This is a genomic window from Enterobacter sp. DC1, from assembly GCF_000568075.1.
In the GTDB taxonomy this organism is placed as follows: domain Bacteria; phylum Pseudomonadota; class Gammaproteobacteria; order Enterobacterales; family Enterobacteriaceae; genus Enterobacter; species Enterobacter asburiae.
This window is the reverse complement of sequence record NZ_AZUA01000002.1, coordinates 210,401-233,664: the sequence shown is the minus strand read 5'-3', so window position 1 is coordinate 233,664 and position 23,264 is coordinate 210,401. Positions and strand designations below refer to the sequence as shown.

The 23,264-nt window shown below is 55.3% G+C and carries 26 protein-coding genes and 1 pseudogene; 10 read left to right on the top strand and 17 right to left on the bottom strand.

Translation table 11 applies throughout. The annotated features are described in order from the left end of the window. Positions 1-199: 199 nt before the first annotated feature. The 13 genes and pseudogenes from fliR to fliF all read right to left on the bottom strand — a co-directional run. Positions 200-992, bottom strand: a pseudogene (fliR, locus tag P346_RS14560) (flagellar biosynthetic protein FliR); the annotation flags it as partial. Positions 993-999: 7 nt separating this feature from the next. Then, a complete protein-coding gene (fliQ, locus tag P346_RS14565) occupies positions 1,000-1,269 on the bottom strand; it encodes a flagellar biosynthesis protein FliQ (RefSeq protein WP_008500315.1) in 270 nt (89 codons plus the stop codon). 9 nt (positions 1,270-1,278) lie between these two features. Continuing rightward, positions 1,279-2,016, bottom strand: coding sequence for a flagellar type III secretion system pore protein FliP (gene fliP, locus P346_RS14570; RefSeq protein WP_023619313.1), 738 nt, complete (start codon positions 2,014-2,016; stop codon positions 1,279-1,281). After that, positions 2,016-2,390 (bottom strand): flagellar biosynthetic protein FliO, encoded by a 375-nt coding sequence (fliO, locus tag P346_RS14575; protein ID WP_032658659.1) that lies wholly within the window; start codon positions 2,388-2,390, stop codon positions 2,016-2,018. The genes fliP and fliO overlap by 1 nt, the downstream gene beginning before the upstream one ends. 2 nt (positions 2,391-2,392) lie before the next feature. Next, complete coding sequence (gene fliN, locus P346_RS14580) at positions 2,393-2,806, bottom strand: flagellar motor switch protein FliN (RefSeq protein WP_023312308.1); 414 nt, start codon at positions 2,804-2,806, stop codon at positions 2,393-2,395. Then, positions 2,803-3,807: a flagellar motor switch protein FliM gene (fliM, locus tag P346_RS14585; protein ID WP_023336184.1), complete on the bottom strand. Its 1,005-nt coding sequence runs from the start codon at positions 3,805-3,807 to the stop codon at positions 2,803-2,805. The genes fliN and fliM overlap by 4 nt, the downstream gene beginning before the upstream one ends. Positions 3,808-3,811: 4 nt before the next feature. Then, positions 3,812-4,282, bottom strand: a complete 471-nt coding sequence (fliL, locus tag P346_RS14590) for a flagellar basal body-associated protein FliL (protein ID WP_023312306.1) — start codon at positions 4,280-4,282, stop codon at positions 3,812-3,814. A gap of 106 nt (positions 4,283-4,388) precedes the next feature. Then, on the bottom strand, positions 4,389-5,624 hold the full coding sequence (gene fliK / locus P346_RS14595) for a flagellar hook length control protein FliK (protein ID WP_032658657.1): 1,236 nt from the start codon (positions 5,622-5,624) through the stop codon (positions 4,389-4,391). Further along, positions 5,621-6,064 carry a flagellar export protein FliJ gene (fliJ, locus tag P346_RS14600; protein ID WP_023312304.1) on the bottom strand — a complete coding sequence of 148 codons (444 nt, stop codon included), beginning with the start codon at positions 6,062-6,064 and terminating at the stop codon, positions 5,621-5,623. Before fliJ ends, fliK begins: the two co-directional genes overlap by 4 nt. 21 nt (positions 6,065-6,085) lie before the next feature. Beyond that, positions 6,086-7,456, bottom strand: coding sequence for a flagellar protein export ATPase FliI (gene fliI / locus P346_RS14605; RefSeq protein WP_023312303.1), 1,371 nt, complete (start codon positions 7,454-7,456; stop codon positions 6,086-6,088). After that, positions 7,456-8,163 carry a flagellar assembly protein FliH gene (gene fliH / locus P346_RS14610; RefSeq protein ID WP_023312302.1) on the bottom strand — a complete coding sequence of 236 codons (708 nt, stop codon included), beginning with the start codon at positions 8,161-8,163 and terminating at the stop codon, positions 7,456-7,458. Before fliH ends, fliI begins: the two co-directional genes overlap by 1 nt. Continuing rightward, positions 8,156-9,154, bottom strand: a complete 999-nt coding sequence (gene fliG / locus P346_RS14615) for a flagellar motor switch protein FliG (RefSeq protein ID WP_023312301.1) — start codon at positions 9,152-9,154, stop codon at positions 8,156-8,158. Before fliG ends, fliH begins: the two co-directional genes overlap by 8 nt. Beyond that, positions 9,147-10,826 (bottom strand): flagellar basal-body MS-ring/collar protein FliF, encoded by a 1,680-nt coding sequence (fliF, locus tag P346_RS14620; protein ID WP_032658655.1) that lies wholly within the window; start codon positions 10,824-10,826, stop codon positions 9,147-9,149. The genes fliG and fliF overlap by 8 nt, the downstream gene beginning before the upstream one ends. A gap of 228 nt (positions 10,827-11,054) precedes the next feature. Between fliF and fliE the strand changes: the two genes are divergently transcribed. Both fliE and yedD read left to right on the top strand, forming a co-directional pair. Next, complete coding sequence (gene fliE, locus P346_RS14625) at positions 11,055-11,369, top strand: flagellar hook-basal body complex protein FliE (RefSeq protein WP_008500329.1); 315 nt, start codon at positions 11,055-11,057, stop codon at positions 11,367-11,369. 74 nt (positions 11,370-11,443) lie between these two features. Then, the gene (yedD, locus tag P346_RS14630) at positions 11,444-11,857 is read left to right on the top strand and encodes a lipoprotein YedD (protein ID WP_032658652.1); all 414 of its coding nucleotides are present in this window, start codon (positions 11,444-11,446) and stop codon (positions 11,855-11,857) included. Positions 11,858-11,950: 93 nt separating this feature from the next. Here the strand turns inward: yedD and amyA are convergent, their stop codons facing one another. From amyA to fliD, 4 genes are read right to left on the bottom strand one after another with little or no spacing between them, the layout of a single operon-like run. Next, the gene (gene amyA / locus P346_RS14635) at positions 11,951-13,438 is read right to left on the bottom strand and encodes an alpha-amylase (protein ID WP_032659528.1); all 1,488 of its coding nucleotides are present in this window, start codon (positions 13,436-13,438) and stop codon (positions 11,951-11,953) included. A gap of 51 nt (positions 13,439-13,489) precedes the next feature. Next, a complete protein-coding gene (gene fliT / locus P346_RS14640; protein ID WP_023312297.1) occupies positions 13,490-13,864 on the bottom strand; it encodes a flagella biosynthesis regulatory protein FliT in 375 nt (124 codons plus the stop codon). Positions 13,865-13,869: 5 nt separating this feature from the next. Further along, on the bottom strand, positions 13,870-14,274 hold the full coding sequence (fliS, locus tag P346_RS14645; RefSeq protein ID WP_023312296.1) for a flagellar export chaperone FliS: 405 nt from the start codon (positions 14,272-14,274) through the stop codon (positions 13,870-13,872). Between the two features lie 21 nt (positions 14,275-14,295). Continuing rightward, a complete protein-coding gene (gene fliD, locus P346_RS14650) occupies positions 14,296-15,720 on the bottom strand; it encodes a flagellar filament capping protein FliD (protein ID WP_032658650.1) in 1,425 nt (474 codons plus the stop codon). Between the two features lie 401 nt (positions 15,721-16,121). On the opposite strand from fliD, the gene P346_RS14655 reads away from it, so the two are divergent. From P346_RS14655 to tcyN, 8 genes are all read left to right on the top strand, one after another. After that, positions 16,122-16,946 carry a flagellin N-terminal helical domain-containing protein gene (locus tag P346_RS14655; RefSeq protein ID WP_032658647.1) on the top strand — a complete coding sequence of 275 codons (825 nt, stop codon included), beginning with the start codon at positions 16,122-16,124 and terminating at the stop codon, positions 16,944-16,946. 62 nt (positions 16,947-17,008) lie between these two features. Then, entirely contained in the window at positions 17,009-18,214 is a 1,206-nt protein-coding gene (gene fliB / locus P346_RS14660; protein ID WP_032658646.1) for a flagellin lysine-N-methylase, read from the top strand. Between the two features lie 129 nt (positions 18,215-18,343). Continuing rightward, on the top strand, positions 18,344-19,063 hold the full coding sequence (locus P346_RS14665; RefSeq protein ID WP_014170714.1) for an RNA polymerase sigma factor FliA: 720 nt from the start codon (positions 18,344-18,346) through the stop codon (positions 19,061-19,063). Positions 19,064-19,117: 54 nt separating this feature from the next. Next, positions 19,118-19,669 carry a flagella biosynthesis regulatory protein FliZ gene (gene fliZ, locus P346_RS14670; protein ID WP_008500339.1) on the top strand — a complete coding sequence of 184 codons (552 nt, stop codon included), beginning with the start codon at positions 19,118-19,120 and terminating at the stop codon, positions 19,667-19,669. An 86-nt stretch (positions 19,670-19,755) separates the two neighbouring features. Then, a complete protein-coding gene (tcyJ, locus tag P346_RS14675) occupies positions 19,756-20,556 on the top strand; it encodes a cystine ABC transporter substrate-binding protein (protein WP_023336163.1) in 801 nt (266 codons plus the stop codon). Positions 20,557-20,662: 106 nt separating this feature from the next. Continuing rightward, positions 20,663-21,649, top strand: coding sequence for a D-cysteine desulfhydrase (dcyD, locus tag P346_RS14680; protein ID WP_032658643.1), 987 nt, complete (start codon positions 20,663-20,665; stop codon positions 21,647-21,649). 21 nt (positions 21,650-21,670) lie between these two features. Continuing rightward, the gene (tcyL, locus tag P346_RS14685) at positions 21,671-22,339 is read left to right on the top strand and encodes a cystine ABC transporter permease (RefSeq protein ID WP_028013677.1); all 669 of its coding nucleotides are present in this window, start codon (positions 21,671-21,673) and stop codon (positions 22,337-22,339) included. Further along, positions 22,336-23,088, top strand: a complete 753-nt coding sequence (gene tcyN, locus P346_RS14690; RefSeq protein ID WP_032658641.1) for an L-cystine ABC transporter ATP-binding protein TcyN — start codon at positions 22,336-22,338, stop codon at positions 23,086-23,088. Before tcyL ends, tcyN begins: the two co-directional genes overlap by 4 nt. Positions 23,089-23,264: the final 176 nt, after the last annotated feature.

The following is a 23,264-nucleotide window of genomic DNA, read 5'->3' as shown; positions in this document are numbered from 1 at the left end:
TGTGAGCATGACAAAGACTTTCAGGCGGACTCACTATCCCGTAAAGTTACGTATAATTTGCCAGGAATCTTCTTAAAGTAAAGTAAATATTAAGTATTGTGAGATGGTTAGAAACAATTAAACCGCGTCAGATATATCCTGGAAGATGTTTTACGCATTTTATTTTAGGAATATCCTCAGAAAGACAATGGCAACAGTGAGGGTTATTATTTACGTGGCAGCTCGCTGACAATATCCGCTAACAGGTTGAATATCTCGCCGAATAAATGTTCACAGAAGGGAGCGATAAGTGGCATCAGTAATGACATTAATAAAATCCCCACCGTCAGCGTCAGCGGAAAACCAATGACAAAAACTGAAAGCTGCGGCGCCATTCGGTTGAGTAAACCTAACGCCAGGTTGACGGTCAGCAGCAGGGTGATGATCGGCAGCGCCAGCATCAGCCCGTTGAGGAAAATCAGCCCCGCAGCGCGGGTAAGCGCGAGGAAAGCGTTGCTGTTCACCGGATTTTCGCCAATCGGCAGCGTATGGAAGGTATCCACCAGCATGGAGATAAGCCAGAGATGGCCGTTGAACGACAGGAACAGCAGCATGGCGAGCAGATCGATAATGCGCGCCAGCACGGGCATGTTGAGATGACTACCGGGATCGACAAACGTGGCGAACGATAGCCCCATCTGCAGGCCGATCAGTTCCCCTGCGGTACGCACAGCGGCAAAGGCGAGCTGCATGGTAAAGCCGACGGCGACGCCAATCATCACCTGCTGCAGGGCCACCCACACCGCGTTCGCCGAGAAGATCGGAATATCCACGGGGGGAAGAGAGGGTGCGACGATAATGGAGATGATAATGCCCAGCCCCACCTTGACGCGCTTGGGTATCGATTTCTCACTGAGAATCGGGGCAGTGGATATTAGCGCCATGATGCGCAGCATCGGCCAGAAATAGACGCCGAGCCACTGAACCCACTGGTCGCTGGTGAAGTGCAGCATCGTCAGGTCAGCCGATGATGTACGGCAGGTTGGTAAACAGGTTGCGCATATAGTCCAGCAACAGGTTCAGCATCCACGGCCCGGCGACGATAATCGCCACGAACACGGCGATGATTTTCGGGATGAACGACAGCGTCATTTCGTTAATTTGCGTGGCGGCCTGCAGGATACTGATAATCAGACCGGTAACCAGCGCGACAAGCAGCAGCGGCGCGGCAACGGCAATCGCGATTTTCATCGCTTCCGTGCCCATCATCATGACCGATTCGGGTGTCATTGCCGTTCCTTAACTGTAGAAACTCTGCGCCAGCGAACTGACCAGCAGCTGCCAGCCGTCGACCAGTACAAAGAGCATGATCTTAAAGGGCAGGGCAATGGTCGCGGGCGGCACCATCATCATCCCGAGCGCCATCAGGACGCTGGCGATCACCAGGTCGATAATCAGGAACGGAATAAAGATGGTAAAGCCAATCTGGAACGCGGTTTTCAGCTCGCTGGTGACATAGGCAGGCAGAAGAATACGCATTGGCACCGCTTCCGGTCCCTGCAGCTCGCCGGTGTTGGACAGGCGGGCAAAGAGGGCCAGGTCGGCTTCGCGCGTCTGGCGCAGCATAAATTCCCGCAGCGGCTGGGCGCCTTTATCCAGCGCCTCCTGCATGGAGATTTTGTCTTCGCTGAACGGCTGATAGGCGTCGGTATAAATCTTGTCGATCACCGGCGACATAATGAAAAAGGTCAAAAACAGCGCCAGCCCCAGCAGAACCTGGTTTGGCGGCGCGGAAGGGGTTCCCAGCGCGTTTCGCAGCAGGCCAAAGACGATGATGATGCGGGTGAAGCTGGTCATCATCAGCAGGATGGCCGGAATAAACGTCAGCGAGGTGATGAACACCAGCGTCTGCACCGGAAGGGACCAGCTTTGTCCGCCGCCTGCGAGAGGGGTGGAGACCAGACCGGGCAGCTGTGCATAGACCGCGGGAGCAAACAGGGCAACGCCCGCAAGCGTCAGGGATAACAAACGGCGCATCAGGATCTCCCGGAACGCTTAAGCAAACTCTTCATGACGGACTGAAAATCCGCAGGGGCCTCTGCGCGCTCGTCCACCACAACAGGGGCGGGCGGCAGCTTATGTAATACGCTGATGTTTGAGGCCGTGACGCCCAGAACCAGTCGCGCGTCATCCACCTCGACGATGACCACGCGCTCGCGTGGACCCAGCGTGGTGCTGGCGCTGACCTTCAGGCCGCGGGCACCGGCGGTTTTACCCGCCAGGCCAAAGCGCTTCGCCAGCCAGGCGGCGATAAGAATAAAGGCAATAATACCGAACAATGCCCCGCTCACCTGGAGCAGAGGCGAGCCGGGAACGGCAGAAGGCTGTGATATTGTTGCCTGGGTTTTCATGCTTAACGGCTCAGACGACGCATACGTTCAGACGGGGTAATGATGTCGGTGATGCGTACGCCGTATTTATCGGCAACCACCACCACTTCACCCTGGGCAATCAGATAGCCGTTGATCAGAATATCCAGCGGCTCGCCGGCCAGACCGTCAAGGGCCACCACGGAACCCTGCGTCAGGCGCAGCAGCTCTTTGATGGTCATACGGGTGCGTCCCAGCTCAACGGTCAGCTTAACCGGGATATCCATAATCAGGTCGATGTCCTGCAGCGTGCCGCTGACGTCACCGCCGCCGAGCTGCTGGAATACGGCATCCGCTGCACTTTTGGCCGGGGGTGCTTTTTGCTCGTTTAACGCGTCAGCCCACAGATCGTCCAGTGCTCCGCTGTTTTCATCGGACGGATTGTTCATGTCACTCATTTGGGCTGTTCCTCATTCAGCGAATTCAAAATCGGGTTGATCAAGTGCTCAACGCGTAACGCATACTGACCGTTAATCGTGCCGTACTGGCTTGTCAGCACGGGGACACCATCCACATGGGCAATAATGCGGTCGGGTTTTTCTATCGGCAAAACATCGCCGGGTTGTAATTTCAGGATCTGAGATAACCGCAGCGGGATATCGGCGAAGCTCGCCACCAGCTCAAGCTGCGAATGCTGGACCTGGCGAACCAGGTTTTCACGCCAGTTCTGGTCTTCGTTGCGGGAGTTCTCCAGCGGCGGGTTCACCAGCAGCTCGCGCAGCGGTTCGATCATGCTGAACGGCAGGCAGATGTTGAACTCGCCGGTCAGGTTACCGATCTCCACGTGGAACGGGGTGTTAACGACGATATCGTTCGGGGAGGTGGTGATATTGGTAAATTTCACCTGCATCTCAGAACGAACGTACTCCACTTCCAGTGGGTTAATCGCTTTCCACGCGTCGCTGTAAGATTCCAGCGCCAGCTTCAGCATGCGGTTAATGACGCGCTGTTCGGTGTGGGTGAATTCACGACCTTCTACTTTGGTCGGGAAACGCCCGTCGCCGCCGAACAGGTTATCCACCGCGATGAACACCAGGCTTGGCGAAAACACCACCAGGCCGGTGCCGCGCAGCGGCTTCAGATGAATCAGGTTAAGGTTGGTCGGCACCGGCAGGTTGCGGGCAAACTCATGATACGGCTGAATGCGGATCGCACCGACCGTGATATCCGGGCTACGACGCAGCAGGTTAAACAGCCCCATACGGAACTGACGTGCAAAACGTTCGTTAATGATCTCCAGCGCCTGCAGACGTTCACGTACCACGCGACGCTGGGTATTCGGGTCATAGGGACGAATATCGCTATCGCCGCCAATACCCGGTTTAGGATCATCATTGTTATCGCTGTCGCCGTTGAGCAGCGCATCGATTTCTGCCTGAGAAAGAATACTGTCGCCCATGTCGTTACCGCAGAATGAATGCTGTATACAGAACGTCAGTGACTTCCTGCTTAGGTTGGCCGTTTACCAGCGGGGTCGCCAGCGTTTGTTTAATGGCGTCGACCAGCTTTTGCTTACCCACATCGGTAGCCAGCGCCGAAGCGTCCTGACGAGAGAACAGCAGCAGAAGGCGGCTGCGCACTTCTGGAAGGTAATCGTTCAGACGCGAACGGGTGGCTTCATCTTTCAGGCGCAGCGTAATGCCAACGTAAAGCACGCGATCCGCATCACCCAGATTGACGGTGAAGGTATCCAGCGGGAAGAACACTGGAGCCGGCGGAGGCGGTGCTTCAGCTTTGGCTGCAGCGGTGGTCGGTTCCTGCTGCATACGCCAGTAACTATAGCCCGCGGTAGCGCAGGCGGCGAGCGTGATCAACACCAGCAGCGGGATCCAGATGGAACGCTTACTTTTTTTGGTGATAGCGGAGTCAGTCATCTGATACGAGCTTCCTGTTTCGGTACAGCTTAATAAGGTGATTATCCCGTGTCCTGCTGTCGTCAAAGCGTGGAAAAGACGGGGATAATCACGCTACCTCTGGCGTTTAGGCGAAGATGTCTACGGCACCGTTACCGCGCGCTGCGGACTGCAGGGCGGCAGGCACAGGCAGTAACTCATCGCTCTCTTCATTAAAACCGCCGGTGTTGCCGGAACGCGAAGCCTGGTGCTGCTGCTGGGATGAGGACTGCTGCTGCCCGGCGAAGCTCTCGCTGCTGACGCTGCTCTGCGCAAGCTGAATGCCGTTTTCCGCCAGCGAGGTCCGCAGTACCGGCAGCGCGGCTTCCAGTGCTGCACGAACATGGCTGTGCGCAGAGACCATCTGCAGCTGGGCCTGATTGTCATCCAGCTTAAGCGAAATTTGCACCTGACCCAGATCTTCCGGGTGCAGGCGCAGCTCTGCCGTCTGCTGGCCCTGCTTAGTGAACAGGGTGATGTGCTGGCTCAGGGACTGCTGCCATTCGTGGGTCCCCAGAGGCTGGCTTAACACCGGCGCGGGGGCGACGGTGGCGGCCGTCTGGCTGGTCGCATGGCTGGACATAATCGGTGCCAGGGTGGCCGTTGGTGATGATGAAGAGGACGAACTGGCGAGTTCCTGCTTCTCTGTCGCCGCGGCCACGGCCGGTGTAGCAGGCGCGTTGCCCTGCAGGGCCGGCTCGTTATTTTTTACCTGGCTCTGATAAGGCACAGAACTCTGCGCTTTATCATGGCTACCCAGAGGCGCGTTCAGGGACGGTTGGCCCGCGCCGTTTTGCGAAAGCGTCGCGGAATTCAGCGTTGAGGTGGCGGATACGCTCTCGCTGCCTGCCGCGCGAGAGGCGGTGGTTTGCTGCTGGTGCGGCAGCATCGCCATCAGCGCGCTTAATCCGGCCAGCTCTTCTTCGCTCAGCTCGCTCTTACCGTCATCTTTGCCGTTTGCCGTATTGAGCGTCTTCAGCGCGTCGCCCTTAGACAGCGGCACCAGCCCGGAAACCAGCGTATCAAGCGACGTGACGGGCGACGTTTCATCGCCGTTCAGCGCGGGCTGGCGCGCGAGCAGGTCGGCAATTTTTGCCTGCAGGGTGGTATCCCCTTTGGCATCCTGAGCCACTTTCGAAAGCTTACTGCCGGCGGCTTTCAGGTCAGCCAGGGTCAGCGGCGCATCTTTGCCTTTGCCCGTTGCGTCCGACAGGGCGCCCGCCAGCAGAGAGAGAAAGTCCTGGGCACCGTCGGTGCCTTTCCCCGTTTGCGTGCCGCCTGACAGGTCGCTGTCGCTCATCAGCAGTTGTTGCAGTGTGATCATTCCGGTTTCCTCATTGATGCGCGCTGGGCAAACTCATCCATTTTCTTCTGATCCAGACGGTTTTCCGCCAGGGTCGTTGCCGCGATCTGTCGGTCCTGTAAAGTCTGCCAGGCCTGCAGCCGCTGCTTCTTCTCGCGCCAGAAATTCAGCGCGGTATCGACTTTCTGGGTCCACTGGTTAAGCTGCTGGCGATGCTGATCTATCGCCTTCTCCAGCGTCTGGATAAACTGCTGATAGTTAATCCAGCGCTGGCTTCCAATGCCCTGTGTCATATCGGTATTGAGGTTGGTGCGATATTCATGCTGATAGTCGATCAACATCTTCAACTGTTCTTCAGCCTGCTGGCACCCGCGTCGCATTGCGCCAAGCTGCAATGCGGCATCATCAACTTCTTTTTCAGCCAGATCTTTCAGCGTTGATAACGCGCTGTTTTGCGCCATGACCTTCGCCCTCCACCTGTGTTACACCTGCGGGAATATCAGCTCCAGTGCCTGAATTGAATCTTCCCAGTCGGCGCGTTCAAAAATGCCTTGTTGCAAAAATGCCTCCAGCTGCGGCCACAGGCTAATCGCTTTGTCGAGCATCGGGTCGCTGCCTTTGGCATACGCCCCCACGCTGACCAGATCGCGGTTGCGCTGGAAGCTGGAGAGGAGTTGTTTGAAGTTACGCACGCGTGCGTAGTGCTTCTCGGTTATCAGCGCCGTCATTGCGCGGCTGATAGAGGCTTCAATATCAATGGCCGGGTAGTGCCCGGCTTCGGCCAGACGACGCGACAGCACAATATGACCGTCAAGGATCGCGCGCGCGGAGTCGGCAATCGGGTCCTGCTGGTCATCGCCTTCCGTCAGTACCGTATAGAACGCGGTGATGGAGCCGCCGCCGCTGATGCCGTTCCCCGCGCGTTCCACCAGCGCAGGGAGTTTGGCGAAGACCGAAGGCGGGTAGCCTTTGGTCGCCGGCGGCTCACCGATGGCCAGCGCGATTTCACGTTGCGCCATCGCGTAACGGGTCAGGGAATCCATGATCAGCAGCACGTGCTTGCCGCGGTCACGAAAATCTTCGGCGATACGGGTAGCATACGCGGCACCCTGCATGCGCAGCAGCGGCGACACGTCCGCCGGCGCGGCGATAACCACCGAGCGGGCGCGGCCTTCCGCACCCAGAATGTTTTCAATAAAGTCTTTTACTTCACGACCGCGTTCGCCGATCAGCCCCACGACGATTACGTCGGCCTGGGTATAGCGCGCCATCATGCCGAGCAGGACGGATTTGCCCACGCCTGACCCGGCGAACAGGCCCATACGCTGCCCGCGACCTACGGTCAGCAGGGCGTTAATCGGGCGCACGCCGGTGTCCAGCACATGTTCGATAGGGGTACGCTGCAGGGGGTTGAACGGCTGGGTGATCAGCGCGCCGGTTTCGGTGGTGTCCGGGGAGGGCAGTCCGTCGAGCGGTTTCCCGCTGCCGTCCAGCACGCGGCCCAGCAGGGCAGGGCCAAGCGGCAGCTGTTTCCCGCTTTGCAGTCCGTCGCCAGAAATATTTTTGGCATACACGCGCGCGCCGGGCAGAATGCCTTCCACCTCTTCAAGCGGCATCAGGAACAGGCGCTGGCCATTAAATCCGACCACTTCGCTTTCAACTTCACGCGTTTCCAGACCATCCTGGCGCTCAATGACGCAGGTCGCGCCCAGCGGAAGCTGCAGGCCGGTGGCTTCGAGAACCAGACCGGTGGCGCGCGTCAGTCGGCCATAACGACGAACAGATGGCAGTAACGCCATCTTCGTCTCAAAGTTGTCGAGCGTGGTGAGCCAGCGGGTGAGGCGCGCGGTCATCAGACGACTCCCGGTGCCGCCAGGCGGCACAGTTCCTGCCAGCGGGTGGCGACGCTGGCATCCAGGTCACCTTCGTCGGCAGAGACTTTGCAGCCGCCGTGATGTAACGACGGGTCGCCGCGCAGGCGCCAGCCGTGCAGGTTAAGCGTCGCGCCCAGGCTTTCTTCAACGCGCTGCAGGTCGTCCGGATGGACGCGCAGCTGAGGTTTCCCGCTGAACAGAGGCTCCTGCTGAAGCAGCCCCTGAATTTGTTTGATAAGCGCGGTGTTATCCACCACGGGCGTCTGGCCGATGACCTGACGCGCGGCTTCCAGCGCCATCTGCATCAGTCGCGAGGCAATCACGCTGTCCAGCGCGTCCAGGGTGTGCTGGAACTCGCTGACCAGCTGCTGCATGCGGGCATGGATCGGCGCCTGCTGCTGGCGCGCCTGATCGATACCGTGCTCTAACCCTTTCGCCAGACCTTCCTGATACCCCTGCTCGTGGCCTTTCTGGCGGCCTTCGTTCAGACCGGCGTTATAGCCCTGCTCGTGCGCCTGCATTTGCAGCTGCGCCAGCATCTGGGCCTGCTGCTCCTCTTCCGTCAGCTCGGGCTGCTCGACGTCCGGGTCAAGCTCTTCGGTTGCGATGACGGCCGGCGTGAACTCGGAGAGGGGAGGCGCCAGATCGTCCGGCGTCCAGCGCTTCCACGGCAGCTCATTAGACATAGGTGTCGTCTCCGCTGCCAATCACCATCTCGCCGGTTTCCGCCAGACGACGAACAATAAGCAGAATGGCTTTCTGTTCGTTTTCCACCTGAGACAGACGAACCGGGCCGCGGTTGGCAAGGTCGTCGCGCAGGATATCGGCCGCACGCTGAGACATGTTGCGCAGGAACTTCTCGCGCAGCGGCTGCTCGGCGCCTTTGAGGGCGATAAGCAGCGACTCGGAGTCCACTTCCTGGAGCAGGCGCTGGATGCTGCGGTCGTCCACTTCCACGAGGTTTTCGAACAGGAACATCTCGTCGATGATTTTCTGTGCCAGCTCGCCGTCGAATTCGCGAACCGCCGTAATGACGGCCTCTTCCTGCTGCGTTTTCATCAGGTTGATGATTTCCGCCGCCGTTCTCACGCCGCCCATTTTGCTGCGCTTGAGGTTCTGACCGTCGAGCAGGTTGTTCAGCACTTCGGTCAGCTCCGCCAGCGCGGCCGGCTGGACGCCGCCGAAGGTCGCGATACGCAGCATCACATCGTGACGCAGGCGCTCTTCGAACAGGGCCAGAATATCGGCCGCCTGGCCACGCTTGAGGTGGACAAGGATGGTGGCGATAATCTGCGGGTGCTCGTCGCGAATAAGGTCGGCGGCACTCTGCGGCTCCATAAAGTTGAGCGTTTCGATACCGCTGGCGGTATCGCGCGTTTCCAGAATGTCTTCCAGCAGGCTGGAGGCACGCTCTTCGCCCAGCGCCTTGACCAGCACGGAGCGCAGGTAGTCGTTGGCGTTGATGTTGAGCGCAGCAAACTGTTCAGCTTCCTGTTCAAACTCTGCCAGCACTTCGGTCAGCTGCTTGTTGGAGATCTGACGCACGTTGGCCATGGCCGCACTGAGAATTTGCACTTCTCGCTGGGAGAGGTGTTTAAACACCTCTGCCGCACGATCTTCGCCAATGGTCATCAGCAGGATGACGCTTTTATCGGTGCCCGTAAGCGTATTACTCATGTTCGTTACCCATCCACTGGCGGATGACCAGCGCCACGACGCGCGGATCGTTATCTGACATTTCGCGAATGCGCTGGCTCATGACCTCAGCGCCCATGCGCTGGTTAGCACGACGCTGCTGTATCTGTTCATCTTTGCTGAGGCGCACTTCAACCGCTTCTTCCGTTTCCTGACGCGTGTTCATCTGCTCGCGAGCCGCTTTCTCGGCTTCAGCACGACGCTGAAGCTGCGGACGAACGCCCTTACGCCACAGCAGCCACGCGACAATCAGCACCAGCAGCCAGCGTCCTGCGGACATCAGCTGGTCGATAAACGCCTGCTGTTGCCAGAACGGCAATTCACCGCCGGTCTCATCAACCGAGTTGAACGGTGAGTTCACCACGTTGAGGGTATCGCCGCGCTTCTCGGAATAACCCATCGCTTCGCGGGTCAGGTTTTCAATCTGCTTCATTTGTTCGGCAGTCAACGGCAGCGGTTTGCCGTCCGCCAGCGTTTTGTAGTTCACCACTACCGCAACGGAAAGACGCTGAATATCGCCCACGTTCAGTTTAGTGTGGCGAATCGTCCGATCCACTTCGTAGTTCGTGGTTTCGTTACGGCTGCTGGTGCGCGGACCGGCGTTATTGGTCGTTGAGGTGGTCTGCTGATTATTTTGCTGACCGTTCTGCTGATTGGCCGGCGGCGTAGAGATCGGTGCCGCATTAGCCGGGGCAGGCTGGTTAGACAGCGCGCCCGGCACGCCGCCCGGGTAGGCACCGCCGACCTGTTCGTTCGAATTGATCTGGCGTGAACGCATCACCGCCTGAGCCGCATCGCCGTTCGGGCTGTACTGCTCTTCAGTTTGTTCTTTATTCGCGAAGTCGATCTGCGCGGTAACCTGCGCGTGCACGTTGCTGTTACCCACGACCGGGCCGAGGATAGCTTCAATACGGCGCTGGAGACGATTTTCGACATCGGCTGCATACTTCAGCTGCGCATCATTCAGATCGCGACCGGCGGTATTGGATTGCGTCAGCAGGTGACCGCTTTGGTCGACCAGCGTCACGTTACCCGGCGGCAGACCGGCGACGGCGCTGGAGACGAGGTGCGTCACCGCGCTGATTTGCCCTTCGTCCAGCGCGCGGCCAGCCTGGAGGTTCACGGTAACGGAAGCCGAAGGTGATTTCTGTTCACGGACAAATAAAGAAGGTTTAGGCATCGCCAGGTGCACGCGGGCACTCTTCACCGGGCCTAATGTCTCAATGGTGCGGGCCAGTTCACCTTCCAGCGCACGCTGGTAGTTCACCTGCTCGCTGAACTGGCTGATACCGAATTTTTCCTGATCCAGCAGCTCAAAGCCAACCGCACCGCCCTTCGGCAGCCCCTGCTGAGCCAGACGCAGACGCAGTTCGTGCACCTTATCTGCCGGTACCTCAAGCGCACCGCCATTATCGGCAAAGCGATAAGGGATGTTCATCTGGGTCAGCTGGGTGACGATGGCGCCGCCATCCTGATCGGAAAGGTTGCTGTAGAGCGTCCGGTAATCAGGGCTTTTCGCCCACAGGACCATCGCTACAAGGATCGCAATTGCGGCAGCGCCTGCCACGATCAACGGGATTTTAGGATTCGCGCGAAGGCGGTTCATCCACTCGAGTGATTTATTCTGCGGCGCTGTCGATGCTGTTGCACTCATTGCGCACCTCTTAAATCCTGGTGGTTTACGTTATTCGTGTAGAGAAACAAAACTGACTCCCGGGTCGGCAAACACGACAAAAGTTCCATATTGATGGCCCTGCCATTATTTGATGATTCGTGATTTTCTATGCGTCAAATAACCTGGTTTTTTCATGCTATTTACCGCCATTATCTTATTGACAAGCTGTTAGTCTTGACCGCGTAAAAAACCATCCAGGGGAGAGTCATGGCTATACAGGGCATTGAAGGGGTAATCAGTCAGTTGCAGGCAACGGCGATGACGGCCCGTAATCAGAATGTGGCAGATCAGCAGCCGAGCATCAGCTTCGCAGGGCAACTGCATGCCGCTCTTGACCGTATCAGTGATACCCAGACCGCCGCGCGCACTCAGGCAGAGAAGTTCACCCTCGGTGAGCCGGGCGTGGCGCTGAATGATGTGATGACCGATTTGCAAAAAGCCTCGGTTTCCCTGCAGATGGGGATCCAGGTGCGTAACAAGCTGGTGTCGGCGTATCAGGAAGTGATGGGGATGCAGGTTTAAGACCTGTCGATCTTCGCTGGCAGCCGCAGCGCTTTAATGCCACAATATTTTTTTCTTCGAATGCAGGAAAGATGATGAAAAAAATAGCAATTGCTGGCGCGCTGCTGGCACTGACCGGGTGCGTTCAGGTCGATAACTACAACGACGTGATCAAGCATCCTGTCCCGGCGCATCTGGCGGGATACTGGCAGTCGAAAGGGCCGCAGAGCAACTTGGTCAGCCCGAAGGCGATTGCCACGCTGGTGGTGACGGAAGAGGGCGATACGCTGGACTGCCGTCAGTGGCAGCGCGTGATTGCCGTGCCGGGTAAAATCATGCTGCGTTCAGACAGTTATTACAACGTGACGCGTAAGCTGGATATCTATCCGCTGGAGCGTGATGGCTCGACGCTTGAGTATGACGGACTGGAGCTGCAGAAGGTCGACCGCCCAACGGTTGAGTGTGCCGATTACCTGAGCAAGAATCCGCTCGAGAGTAAACTACCGTAGCCGTTTGTTGCCGGGTGGCGGCTTCGCCTGACCCGGCCTACAAAAGTACTGTCCCGTAGGCCGGGTAAGCGTCAGCGCCACCCGGCATTGTTTCTACAGCGCATCCTCTATTACCCAAACGCTGACGCTCCCCCCATTACAGGTAAACGTCCCTTCGCCATCCGCCGCCGTGGTGATGGTTTCTTCGCGATTGCCGAGAAAATCCCGCCACGTTTTATTGCCGTAGTTTTCCCCAAGACAAATCACTTTTTCACCATCATCCCCGTTCGACATCACCACCACGCAGCCGGGATCGTCATCGGTACCGCTGCGGCTGAAGGCGATGCAGTTAGGATGGTCGAAAAACAGCGTCTGCACGCCGTGGGCAAAACGCTGGCGCGCGAGGATCAGCTCGTGAAGCTGCTCAATGACCGGCATATCAATATGGTACGTTTCACCGTCTCCTCCCGCATCGTCATAGCTGGCGCCGAAGAGATCCGGATAAAAGACGCTTGGCACGCCATTTTCCCGCAGCAGGATCAGCGCGTAGGCCAGCGGTTTAAACCAGGCCTCGACCGGCGCTTCCAGCGCCTGCAAAGGCTGGGTGTCATGGTTCGCGACGAGGGTGACCGCATGAAACGGATCGGCTTCTACCAGGGTGCCGGTGAAGATTTGGCTCATGTCGTAATCCCGGCCCTGACGTGACGCCTCGTGGAATTTCATCTGCAGGGGGGCATCAAACAGCATGGTTTTGCCTTCGACCTGGTCAATATAGGCCTGAAGTTTATCCACCTCATGGGACCAGTATTCCGCCACGATAAACAGCGGCTGGTCGGCGACTTCCTGGACGTGCTCAATCCACTCTTTGTAAAACCAGGCGGGAATATGCTTGACGGCGTCCAGACGAAAACCGTCGCAGCGCGTTTGTTCCATGACCCAGCGGGCCCAGTATTTGATCTCCTCGGTCACGGCGTGATTGCGAAAATCGATATTTTCGCCCATCAGGTAATCGAAGTTACCCATCTCATCATCAACCTGATCGTTCCAGCCTTCGCCGGTGTAGTCGTTGACGATTTTAAAGATGCCGTCTTCATCGGGGTTTTCAATGTGGTCGACGCCGCTGAAGCATTTGTAGTCCCAGATAAACTGTGAGTACTGCCCGGCCCGGACGGGGAAGGTGTAGCGAGTCCAGGCTTCGCATTCAATGACCTCGTCATCGATTTGCGTGCGGTCCTGTTCGTTGACGCGCTGAACGCGCACGGGCTCTTTTTCATCGGCGCCCATTTTGTGGTTGACCACCACGTCCAGCAGTACGGCAATGTCGTTACTTTTGAGGGCATCAATGGCCTCCAGCAGCTGCGCCTTGTCGCCGTATTTCGTGGCGATACTGCCTTTCTGGTCAAACTCGCCAAGATCGAACAGGTCATAGGTGTCATAGCCGACAGAATACCCGCCGGATGCCCCTTTACAGGCGGGCGGCAGCCAGATCATGTTGATGCCGATTTCGTTAAGATTGGGAGCTAACGCCGTGACCTCTCGCCACAATTCACCGCCAGCAGGGTAGTACCAGTGAAAACATTGTAACAGGGTGGGGTTTTTCATCATCCTTGCTCCAGAAGCCATTGGCAGACTTCTGGAGTATGGATGAAGAAATCATAGTTGTGTGTCGCGGGTAAAACTTTCTGGATAAAGAATATTCCCTGACAGCTTTCCATAGGTAGACGTGATGGATTGCTGTTTGCCGGTTTGATCAATCAGATTGCGCAGTTCGTCCATGCGGACCTTCAGCAGTGCCTTTAGCGCATTCTCATTTTCAAGGATCATTTCCAGCAGCGCACGCGCTTGCTCAACCTGAGCCGGAGGGCATGACATGATGGGCGTTTGAGAAATCTTTTCCACCAGTTGAACGTAATGCATTTCCTGCTCGATAAGCGCATCCCATTGACCAGAATGTGCGAGATTTAGCATAGCAATGCTCTGAGCATGTAGCGCCTGCCAGTGGCTAAGCGCTGCGCTGGGATTATTCATCAAAATTATCCTGAAATAGAGGACGCATTGGGGCCGATTTGCTTCCACGCATCCGCAATGTTGTTTAATAAACCCTCGACTTCAACAATTGCGTCTACGTCGTTACTGACATTCGCCAGCAACAAACGTCGAACCATATATTCGTACAAGGAGGCAAGATTACCGGACAATTCGCTCTCAACCTCCATGTTCAGTCCTGCTTTCAAACCGTTGTCGATGATGTTGATGGCTTTGGATAGAGCTTCGCCTTTCTCACGAATTTGTCCGGCTTCCATGAACAAACGCGCGCGAACAAGGGCGCTATGCGCCCCGTCGAACAACATGACAATCAGCTGGTGTGGACTGGCATTCATGACTGCGCTTTCTACTCCTATCTGCTGATAGGATTGAACACCAGAGGTCTTATACATATCCACTCCTGAAGGCTACGACTATTTTTGTGAGAACTGTTGGGTCAGGTAGTTGGCCGTGCTGGTCATTTTGGTGACTAATACGTCCAGACTGGTGAACTGGGTTTTGTAACGCGCCATGGTGGCTTCAATTTGAGCATCCATGGCATCGTAACGTTCGCCCAGCGTTTTCAGCGTTTTGTTGATCCCGTCTTTCGCGTTCTGGATCACCCCGGCGCTGCCGGTACTGGTGCTGAGCATGGTGGTCAGCGTGTTGTTCATCTGGGTCGCCAGACCGGTTTTCTTTCCGTCACCGACAAAATACTGCTGTACGGCGTTCGGGTTGTCGGTCAGCGCTTTTTTCAGCTTATCGGTGTCGACTTTCAGGTTACCGACGGTACCGTCCGCGCCTTTCACCGGGTCCTGGGTAATCCCCAGCTGGGCCATGATCTGAATGGAGCCGGCTTGCGCTTCGGTCAACAGGCCGCGCAGCTGGGACTGAACTCCGCGCACGTTCGCATCACCGACCAGCGCACCGTTGCTGGTAGACTGGCTGCCGGAGCCTGCATCGACCGGAACATACTTCGTCAGGCTGTTAATGGTGGACTGCAGCGAGTTATACGCCGTGACCCAGTCCGTGATCGCCTTCTGGTTCGCATCCGTTGCGCGTGAAACCTCAAGCGTTTCATCGGCTTTGCTCTCGGCCTTCACCGAGAAGGTGACCCCAGGCAGCGCGTCGGTAATGGTATTCGACTGGCGCTCGATGGAGATGTTGTTCACCACCACAATCGCGTTCTGCGCGTCGGTATTCACCGTCAGCGCGCCCGTTTTGGTGGTTGAATCATAACCAATGGCGCTTTGCAGCTTGGCGTCGCCGGTAACGCTTACCGTCATCGCGCCATCCGTACCGGTGGTTTTGGATGACAGCATCAGGCGGTAGTCACCGTCTTTCGCTTTAATGACGCTGGCGGTGACGTTGCCGTTTGCTTTATTAATCGCGCTCGCGATCCCGGCCAGCGACGTATCGCCATCTGCCAGGGTGACCTCTAAAGGCGTTTTCGTGCCCGGCTGGGTGATGGTGATTTTACGCGTTGTACCTGTCGTATCGCCCAGCAGGTCCGTGTTGTTAGCATAGGAGCCGGTAGTGAGCGCCTGTGCCTTTGCAACCTGGTTGACGTTGACAACAAAGGAACCTACTGACGCGTCAGCCGTTGTTGTAGCTGTAAAGGCCGTGTTGGTGCTGCTGACGGACGTTGAGTTCCAGGTGGTTGCTTTACCCAGTGCAGCGGTCGCAGTCTGCAGCGATGTCATGGCGCTCTGCAGCTTGCCGTAAGCGCTTAACTGTGCGTTATACGTTGATTGCTGGGAAGTAATCGTCGTCAGCTTGGTTTTCTCTGCCGCTTCCAACTGATTATATAAATCCCCGAGTCCTGCAGAACCTATCCCGAGGTTACTGATAGTAGCCATGCATATTTTCCTTAAAATACGAAAGTAGTTCAGGACTCTTATCGGCCTCTCAGCGTAAAAGTTTACGATGGTGAGAAAAAAATAATCCGAAGAATAGACGCGTCCTGGCGGGGTAAATGAATGGATTGCACTTTAGGGACATTATCAGTGCATTAAAAACACGAGTAAGTGTGTGCCTTTTTTGTCATCTCTTTGTGCGTTAAAAAAGCGTAAATAATAAACCTTCGACGGACCTTAATTGATTCTTTAAAAATAAAATCATTAATAATCAGTGGTTTGTAATTTTTTAAAAATTGATTCTAAAGTCTTTTGGGGACCCGTCGATAACCTTGTTGACGGTGAGAGACGCTGTGAGTGTTAGGCACCGGACCTAAAACCCAATTTTTGAAGGAAACAAAATTATGGCAGTTATCAATACTAACCTGATGTCCCTGACTACTCAGAACAACCTGAACAAATCTCAGTCTTCTCTGGGTACTGCTATCGAGCGTCTGTCTTCAGGTCTGCGTATTAACAGCGCGAAAGACGATGCTGCTGGCCAGGCAATTGCAAACCGCATGACCGCTCAGATCAAGGGTATGAACCAGGCCGCACGTAACGCCAACGACGGTATCTCCATGGCGCAGACTGCTGAAGGCTCCCTGAACGAAATCAACAACAACCTGCAGCGCGTACGTGAACTGGCTGTACAGGCAAGCACTGGTACTAACAGTACCTCTGACCTGTCATCTCTGCAGGATGAAGTTAAAGCTCGTCTGGCTGAGATCAACCGTGTTGCAAGCAAAACTGACTTCAACGGCATCAAACTGCTGGACGGCTCTGCGGGTGCTGCAGGTGTGGTTAAAATTCAGGTTGGCGTAAACGACGGCGACACTATCAACCTGGACCTGAGCGGCGCTAAAGCTGACACCGCTACTCTGGGTGTTGCAGCGGTAGACCTGACAGCTCAGACTGGTACCGAGTTGAAAACAATTGACGATGCAATTGCAATCGTTGATAAAGCACGTTCTGGTCTGGGTGCTGTGCAGAACCGTTTCACTTCTGCAATCAACAACCTGAACAACACCTCTAACAACCTGTCTGCTGCTCAGTCCCGTATCCAGGACGCTGACTACGCAACTGAAGTTTCCAACATGTCCCGCGCGCAGATCCTGCAGCAGGCTGGTACTTCTGTTCTGTCTCAGGCAAACCAGGTTCCACAGACCGTTCTGTCTCTGCTGCGTTAATATTACGCGTGAAACCCCGCTTCGGCGGGGTTTTTTTATCTCTGCTATTTGAGAATCCGCCTGTGAAACAAATCAGTGTCACTCAACCAAAGCTGGTCGCAGATTTTTCATGTGTCGGTGGGGAATGCCGTGAACATTGTTGTCAGGGCTGGACCATCGCATTTGATAAATCCTCCGTTAATCGCTATCTGAACAGTAAAAATGCCGCCATTCGTCAGACGGCGAAAACGGCGATAAAAGTCACCAAAAAGCAGTATGGTAACTGGGGCGAAGTGATTTTCCATACGGAAAGTAAAAACTGCCCGTTTATGGATACGGAAAAACTCTGTTCTATTCATAGCGCCATGGGCGCCCAGGCCTTAAGCCCAACCTGTTCGTCGTTCCCGCGGACAAACCGGGTCTATAAAAATGAAATCGAAAAATCGCTGAACCTCTCGTGTCCGGAAGTGACCCGACTTCTGTTGAACGATCGAGAGTCTATGTCGATGATGGAATCCATCAGCGTCCAGCAGGACGTCAATAATGCGCCGATGATTGATTTGAAGGCAAAGGTCATCAATCTCTTCTGCCAGAATATTTTCAGCGTTGAGGGCGTCAGCGTTGAAGAACAGGTTTACGCCGTGGTGAAATTCCTCATGGTGGCTGAAAAGCTCGATAATCTCGAAGAGAATATCGGCACGCTCGAAACGGTCTATTTCTCGCTGGTTAACGAACTGGTGAGCGGTAAAATCAAAATGGAATTAGGCGGATTTAATCAGAACTACAGCCTGAAGTTCGCGTTAATTTCACTCATCCAGAGCTACTTCACGAAGAAAGTGACAGCCCGCGGCGGTGCGGTATTAAACCGTTATTTTACTCAGCTTTATCAACAATTTGAGCCTGCGGGTGACACCGTGCCGGCAGAGAAGGTCATGGAGAACATCGAGTCCGTCTGGCGCGATGTGGCGGGCAATTATCTGGCGACCAATGACCATTTATTTAAGAACTTTTTTAAATACAAACTGTGGGAGCAGGGCTTCCCGCAGAACAATGGCCGCAGCATGTTGAATAACCTTTATTTAATCGTCGCGGAGTTCTATTTCCTTAAAACGTTACTTGCCGGTCAGGCACTCGTGGCGGGAAAAATTGAACAAGATAATATCATTGATGTTATTTACAGCTTCCACTCTCTTAGCCAGCATAATCAGGAAGCGGGAAAGCTCTTTCATCAACATATAGATAGCGTCAAACTGGGCGACGATCTTTCATTGTTACAACTGTTAATTTAGGCAGAAAAGTTGCCCCTGTTGTGGGCAACCTCAGAATAACCTCACTTTATCCCCCTTTTTCATCCAATTGAACGCCCTGCAGAATCGGATAATCATGCCGATAACTCAACTAACGCAGGGCTGTTTATCGTGAATTCACTCTATACCGCTGAAGGTGTAATGGATAAACACTCGCTGTGGCAGCGTTATGTCCCGCTGGTGCGTCACGAAGCATTGCGCCTCCAGGTGCGCTTGCCGGCGAGCGTGGAACTCGACGATCTGCTACAGGCGGGCGGTATCGGGTTATTGAATGCAGTTGACCGATACGACGCTCTGCAAGGAACGGCATTTACGACTTACGCAGTTCAGCGTATTCGTGGTGCGATGCTGGACGAGCTGCGCAGCCGCGACTGGGTGCCGCGCAGTGTTCGCCGCAACGCGCGCGAAGTGGCGCATGCGATGGGGCAGCTGGAACAGGAACTGGGACGTAACGCAACGGAAACCGAAGTGGCGGAACGTCTTGGCATTGCTGTTGAAGAGTATCGTCAGATGTTGCTCGATACCAATAATAGCCAACTCTTCTCATATGACGAGTGGCGAGAAGAGCATGGCGATAGCATCGAGCTGGTGACGGACGAGCACCAGCAGGAAAACCCGTTACACCATTTAATGGAAGGGAATTTACGCCAGCGCGTCATGGAGGCTATTGAAGCTTTGCCTGAACGCGAACAGCTGGTATTGACCCTTTATTACCAGGAAGAGCTTAACCTCAAAGAGATTGGCGCTGTTCTGGAGGTGGGAGAGTCGCGGGTGAGCCAGCTGCACAGCCAGGCCATTAAACGCTTACGAACCAAGCTGGGTAAGTTATAGGTGATTGATTCACCTTAAAAATGCCGCACAACGTATTGACAACCAGGAGTTATCATGACGGTGCAGCAATCTAAAAGACGGCCTTTAAGCCGCTACCTGAAAGACTTTAAACACAGCCAGACGCATTGCGCCCACTGTAACAAGTTACTCGATCGTATCACGCTGGTTCGCCGGGGCGAAATCGTCAATAAGATTGCGATTTCGCGTCTCGACACGTTGATGGACGAAGCAGCATGGCTCGAAGAGCAAAAAGAGTGGGTGGCGCTTTGCCGTTTCTGTGGGGATCTCCACTGCAAAGAGCAAAGCGACTTCTTCGATATTATCGGCTTCAAGCAGTTCCTGTTTGAACAAACGGAGATGAGCCACGGCACCGTTCGCGAATATGTCGTTCGCCTGCGCCGCCTTGGGCAACATCTGACCGTAAACAATATTTCTCGCGATCTGCTGAAAACCGGTTATCTGGATGAAAATCTGGAGCCGTGGCTGCCTGCGACCAGCACCAACAACTACCGGATTGCGCTGCGCAAGTATGCGCAATACAAGGTACAAATGCCGGGTGCCATAAAGCAGAAAGCCCACGCCGGAACAACTTCTGATATATATTAAAAAAGAATAAGATGTAGCGCAGTCGCCTTTGACGTTGCAGGCGATTTCTCTACACTACGTAAAAATTCCACTATATCGGGGTATTTATGAAATTTGCACTTCTGGGTCGTCAGGCGCTGATGGGTGTTATGGCCGTTGCGCTGGTTGCGGGTATGAGCGTGAAAACGTTCGCCGCAGAAAACCTGCTGAATAAAGTAAAAGAGCGCGGTACGCTGCTGGTCGGGCTGGAAGGAACCTATCCTCCGTTTAGCTTCCAGGGCGACGACGGTAAGCTGACCGGTTTTGAAGTGGAGTTTGCTGAAGAGCTGGCGAAGCACCTCGGCGTTAAGGCGTCGCTGAAACCGACCAAATGGGACGGTATGCTGGCGTCGCTGGATTCCAAACGTATTGATGTGGTGATTAATCAGGTGACCATTTCTGACGAGCGTAAGAAGAAATATGACTTCTCTACGCCGTACACCGTGTCCGGTATTCAGGCGCTGGTGAAGAAAGGTAACGAAGGCGGAATTAAAACTGCCGCGGACCTGAAAGGGAAGAAAGTCGGTGTCGGTCTGGGTACCAACTACGAAGAGTGGCTGCGCCAGAACGTGCAGGGCGTGGATATCCGCACCTATGATGATGACCCGACGAAATACCAGGATCTGCGCGTGGGCCGTATCGACGCCATTCTGGTTGACCGCCTGGCCGCGCTGGATCTGGTGAAGAAAACCAACAATACCCTGGCGGTAGCGGGTGATGCGTTCTCTCGTCAGGAATCAGGCGTTGCCGTTCGTAAAGGTAACGAAGACCTGGTCAAAGCGATTGATTCCGCGATTGCTGACATGCAAAAAGACGGCAGCCTGAAGGCGCTCTCCGAGAAGTGGTTCGGTGCAGACGTCACGAAATAAGCTTTTGCCGTAAAAAAAGGCGCTTTTAAAAGCGCCTTTTTTATTTCTTTCGCGTCTGCGTGCATAATGAAAAATATCACATTTTGTCAGAGTTACCGGAGAACCCATGTCACTACAGAATTTAACGCGCTTTCCCCGCCTGGAGTTTATCGGCGCGCCGACGCCGCTGGAGTACCTGCCGCGATTTTCTGATTATTTAGGGCGCGATATTTTTATCAAGCGTGACGACGTGACGCCGATGGCGATGGGGGGCAATAAGCTGCGCAAGCTGGAGTTTCTGGCGGCTGATGCACTGCGCGAAGGCGCGGATACGCTCATTACCGCCGGGGCTATCCAGTCCAACCACGTTCGTCAGACGGCGGCAGTGGCGGCAAAGCTCGGGCTCCACTGCGTGGCATTGCTGGAAAACCCGATTGGCACGCGGGCAGAAAACTATCTCACCAACGGTAACCGCCTGCTGCTGGACCTGTTTAACGTGCAGGTCGAAATGGTGGAGGCGTTGACCGACCCGACCGCCCAGCTCGACGAGCTGGCGACGCGCCTGGAAGCGCAGGGGTTTCGCCCCTATGTTGTCCCCGTCGGCGGTTCGAACGCGCTGGGCGCGCTGGGGTATGTGGAGAGTGCGCTGGAAATCGCGCAGCAGTGCGAGGGCGCGGTGAGTCTCTCCTCCGTGGTTGTTGCGTCCGGCAGTGCGGGCACGCATGCCGGGCTGGCGGTGGGGCTGGAACAACTGCTGCCGGATGTCGAGTTGATTGGCGTGACGGTATCCCGCAGCGTCGCGGATCAGAAGCCAAAAGTGGTGACCTTACAGCAGGCGGTAGCCGCACAGCTGGAGCTGAAGGCAAAGGCCGACATTCTGCTCTGGGATGACTATTTTGCGCCGGGTTACGGCACGCCTAACGAAGAGGGGATGGAAGCGGTGAAGCTGCTGGCGCGCCTCGAGGGGATACTGCTCGATCCGGTCTATACCGGCAAAGCGATGGCAGGACTGGTTGACGGCATTGCGCAGAAACGCTTTAAGGATGAAGGGCCGATTTTATTTGTCCATACCGGCGGGGCGCCTGCGCTGTTTGCCTACCATCCTCATGTCTAAAAATCAGGTCGAAAAATAATAATGCAAGAAAGTATTCAACTGGTTATTGATTCTCTGCCCTTTCTGCTGAAAGGTGCGGTATTTACATTACAGCTCAGTATCGGCGGGATGTTCTTCGGCCTGGTGCTGGGATTTGTGCTGGCCTTAATGCGCATGTCGCCCATCCTGCCGGTACGCTGGCTGGCGCGCTTTTATATCTCCGTGTTTCGCGGTACGCCGCTTATCGCCCAGCTCTTTATGATCTACTACGGCTTGCCGCAGTTTGGTATCGAGCTGGATCCGATCCCCGCAGCGATGATTGGTCTGTCGCTCAATACCGCGGCGTACACGTCAGAAACCCTGCGAGCGGCGATCTCCTCCATTGACAAAGGGCAGTGGGAGGCGGCGGCCAGTATCGGGATGACCCCCTGGCAGACGCTGCGTCGGGCCATTCTGCCGCAGGCGGCGCGCGTGGCGCTTCCACCGCTGAGCAACAGCTTCATTAGCCTGGTAAAAGATACGTCCCTGGCGGCAACGATTCAGGTACCGGAACTGTTCCGTCAGGCACAGCTCATCACCTCGCGCACGCTTGAAGTCTTTACCATGTATCTGGCCGCCTCGCTGATTTACTGGGTGATGGCGACGGTGCTGTCTGCTCTGCAAAACTACTTCGAAAACCAGCTTAACCGCCAGGAGCGTGATCCAAAATGAGTGCTATCGACGTCAAAAACCTGGTGAAAAAATTCCACGGTCAAACGGTGCTCCACGGGATCGATCTTGAAGTCGAGCAGGGTGAAGTCGTGGCGATTATCGGACCGAGCGGTTCGGGAAAGACAACGCTGCTGCGCAGTATTAACCTGCTTGAACAGCCGGAAGGCGGCACTATTCGGGTAGGAGATATAACGATTGATACCGGAAAATCCATCAGCCAGCAGAAAGGGTTGATCCGTCGCCTGCGCCAGCATGTTGGCTTCGTTTTTCAGAACTTTAATCTCTTCCCGCACCGTACGGTGCTGGAGAACATTATTGAAGGGCCGGTCATTGTAAAAGGTGAATCGAAAGAGGACGCGACGGCGCGCGCGCGCGAACTGCTCGCTAAAGTCGGACTGGCGGGGAAAGAGACCAGCTATCCGCGCCGTCTGTCGGGAGGACAACAGCAGCGCGTGGCGATAGCGCGCGCGCTGGCTATGCGCCCAGACGTAATCCTTTTTGACGAACCGACCTCTGCACTCGATCCGGAACTGGTGGGGGAGGTGCTGAACACCATTCGCCAGCTGGCGCAGGAAAAACGGACGATGGTGATCGTGACGCATGAAATGAGCTTTGCACGCGATGTTGCTGACAGAGCCATCTTCATGGATCAGGGGCGGATTGTGGAGCAGGGGCCGGCGAAAAGCCTGTTCGCTAACCCACAACAGCCGCGAACCCGTCAGTTCCTTGAAAAATTCCTTATGCAGTAGAATTTTTGCACTAATTTGCTCCAGAAATTTAGCCTGGAGCAAATTATTCTCCCTTCGGGGGCAGTCGTTTGTTTTTTTATTCCATCCGGCCCGGATAAACCTTATCAATAGTAAAGTTAATTGTGCTAATGCCGATATTTTGTAGTTAGAAAAAAGATTTATGTGTTAGGTTATAT

What these genes read in the sequence shown, in the direction of transcription:
- tcyN (WP_032658641.1), top strand. Translation starts at nt 22,336, where the DNA reads ATGAGTGCTATCGACGTCAAAAACCTGGTGAAAAAATTCCACGGTCAA.
- fliP (WP_023619313.1), bottom strand. Translation starts at nt 2,016, where the DNA reads ATGCGCCGTTTGTTATCCCTGACGCTTGCGGGCGTTGCCCTGTTTGCT.
- dcyD (WP_032658643.1), top strand. Translation starts at nt 20,663, where the DNA reads ATGTCACTACAGAATTTAACGCGCTTTCCCCGCCTGGAGTTTATCGGC.
- fliZ (WP_008500339.1), top strand. Translation starts at nt 19,118, where the DNA reads ATGACGGTGCAGCAATCTAAAAGACGGCCTTTAAGCCGCTACCTGAAA.
- fliE (WP_008500329.1), top strand. Translation starts at nt 11,055, where the DNA reads ATGGCTATACAGGGCATTGAAGGGGTAATCAGTCAGTTGCAGGCAACG.
- yedD (WP_032658652.1), top strand. Translation starts at nt 11,444, where the DNA reads ATGAAAAAAATAGCAATTGCTGGCGCGCTGCTGGCACTGACCGGGTGC.
- tcyJ (WP_023336163.1), top strand. Translation starts at nt 19,756, where the DNA reads ATGAAATTTGCACTTCTGGGTCGTCAGGCGCTGATGGGTGTTATGGCC.
- fliG (WP_023312301.1), bottom strand. Translation starts at nt 9,154, where the DNA reads ATGAGTAATACGCTTACGGGCACCGATAAAAGCGTCATCCTGCTGATG.
- fliD (WP_032658650.1), bottom strand. Translation starts at nt 15,720, where the DNA reads ATGGCTACTATCAGTAACCTCGGGATAGGTTCTGCAGGACTCGGGGAT.
- fliS (WP_023312296.1), bottom strand. Translation starts at nt 14,274, where the DNA reads ATGTATAAGACCTCTGGTGTTCAATCCTATCAGCAGATAGGAGTAGAA.
- fliK (WP_032658657.1), bottom strand. Translation starts at nt 5,624, where the DNA reads ATGATCACACTGCAACAACTGCTGATGAGCGACAGCGACCTGTCAGGC.
- fliN (WP_023312308.1), bottom strand. Translation starts at nt 2,806, where the DNA reads ATGAGTGACATGAACAATCCGTCCGATGAAAACAGCGGAGCACTGGAC.
- tcyL (WP_028013677.1), top strand. Translation starts at nt 21,671, where the DNA reads ATGCAAGAAAGTATTCAACTGGTTATTGATTCTCTGCCCTTTCTGCTG.
- fliO (WP_032658659.1), bottom strand. Translation starts at nt 2,390, where the DNA reads ATGAAAACCCAGGCAACAATATCACAGCCTTCTGCCGTTCCCGGCTCG.
- fliT (WP_023312297.1), bottom strand. Translation starts at nt 13,864, where the DNA reads ATGAATAATCCCAGCGCAGCGCTTAGCCACTGGCAGGCGCTACATGCT.
- fliL (WP_023312306.1), bottom strand. Translation starts at nt 4,282, where the DNA reads ATGACTGACTCCGCTATCACCAAAAAAAGTAAGCGTTCCATCTGGATC.
- P346_RS14655 (WP_032658647.1), top strand. Translation starts at nt 16,122, where the DNA reads ATGGCAGTTATCAATACTAACCTGATGTCCCTGACTACTCAGAACAAC.
- fliJ (WP_023312304.1), bottom strand. Translation starts at nt 6,064, where the DNA reads ATGGCGCAAAACAGCGCGTTATCAACGCTGAAAGATCTGGCTGAAAAA.
- fliF (WP_032658655.1), bottom strand. Translation starts at nt 10,826, where the DNA reads ATGAGTGCAACAGCATCGACAGCGCCGCAGAATAAATCACTCGAGTGG.
- fliH (WP_023312302.1), bottom strand. Translation starts at nt 8,163, where the DNA reads ATGTCTAATGAGCTGCCGTGGAAGCGCTGGACGCCGGACGATCTGGCG.
- amyA (WP_032659528.1), bottom strand. Translation starts at nt 13,438, where the DNA reads ATGAAAAACCCCACCCTGTTACAATGTTTTCACTGGTACTACCCTGCT.
- fliM (WP_023336184.1), bottom strand. Translation starts at nt 3,807, where the DNA reads ATGGGCGACAGTATTCTTTCTCAGGCAGAAATCGATGCGCTGCTCAAC.
- fliI (WP_023312303.1), bottom strand. Translation starts at nt 7,456, where the DNA reads ATGACCGCGCGCCTCACCCGCTGGCTCACCACGCTCGACAACTTTGAG.
- fliQ (WP_008500315.1), bottom strand. Translation starts at nt 1,269, where the DNA reads ATGACACCCGAATCGGTCATGATGATGGGCACGGAAGCGATGAAAATC.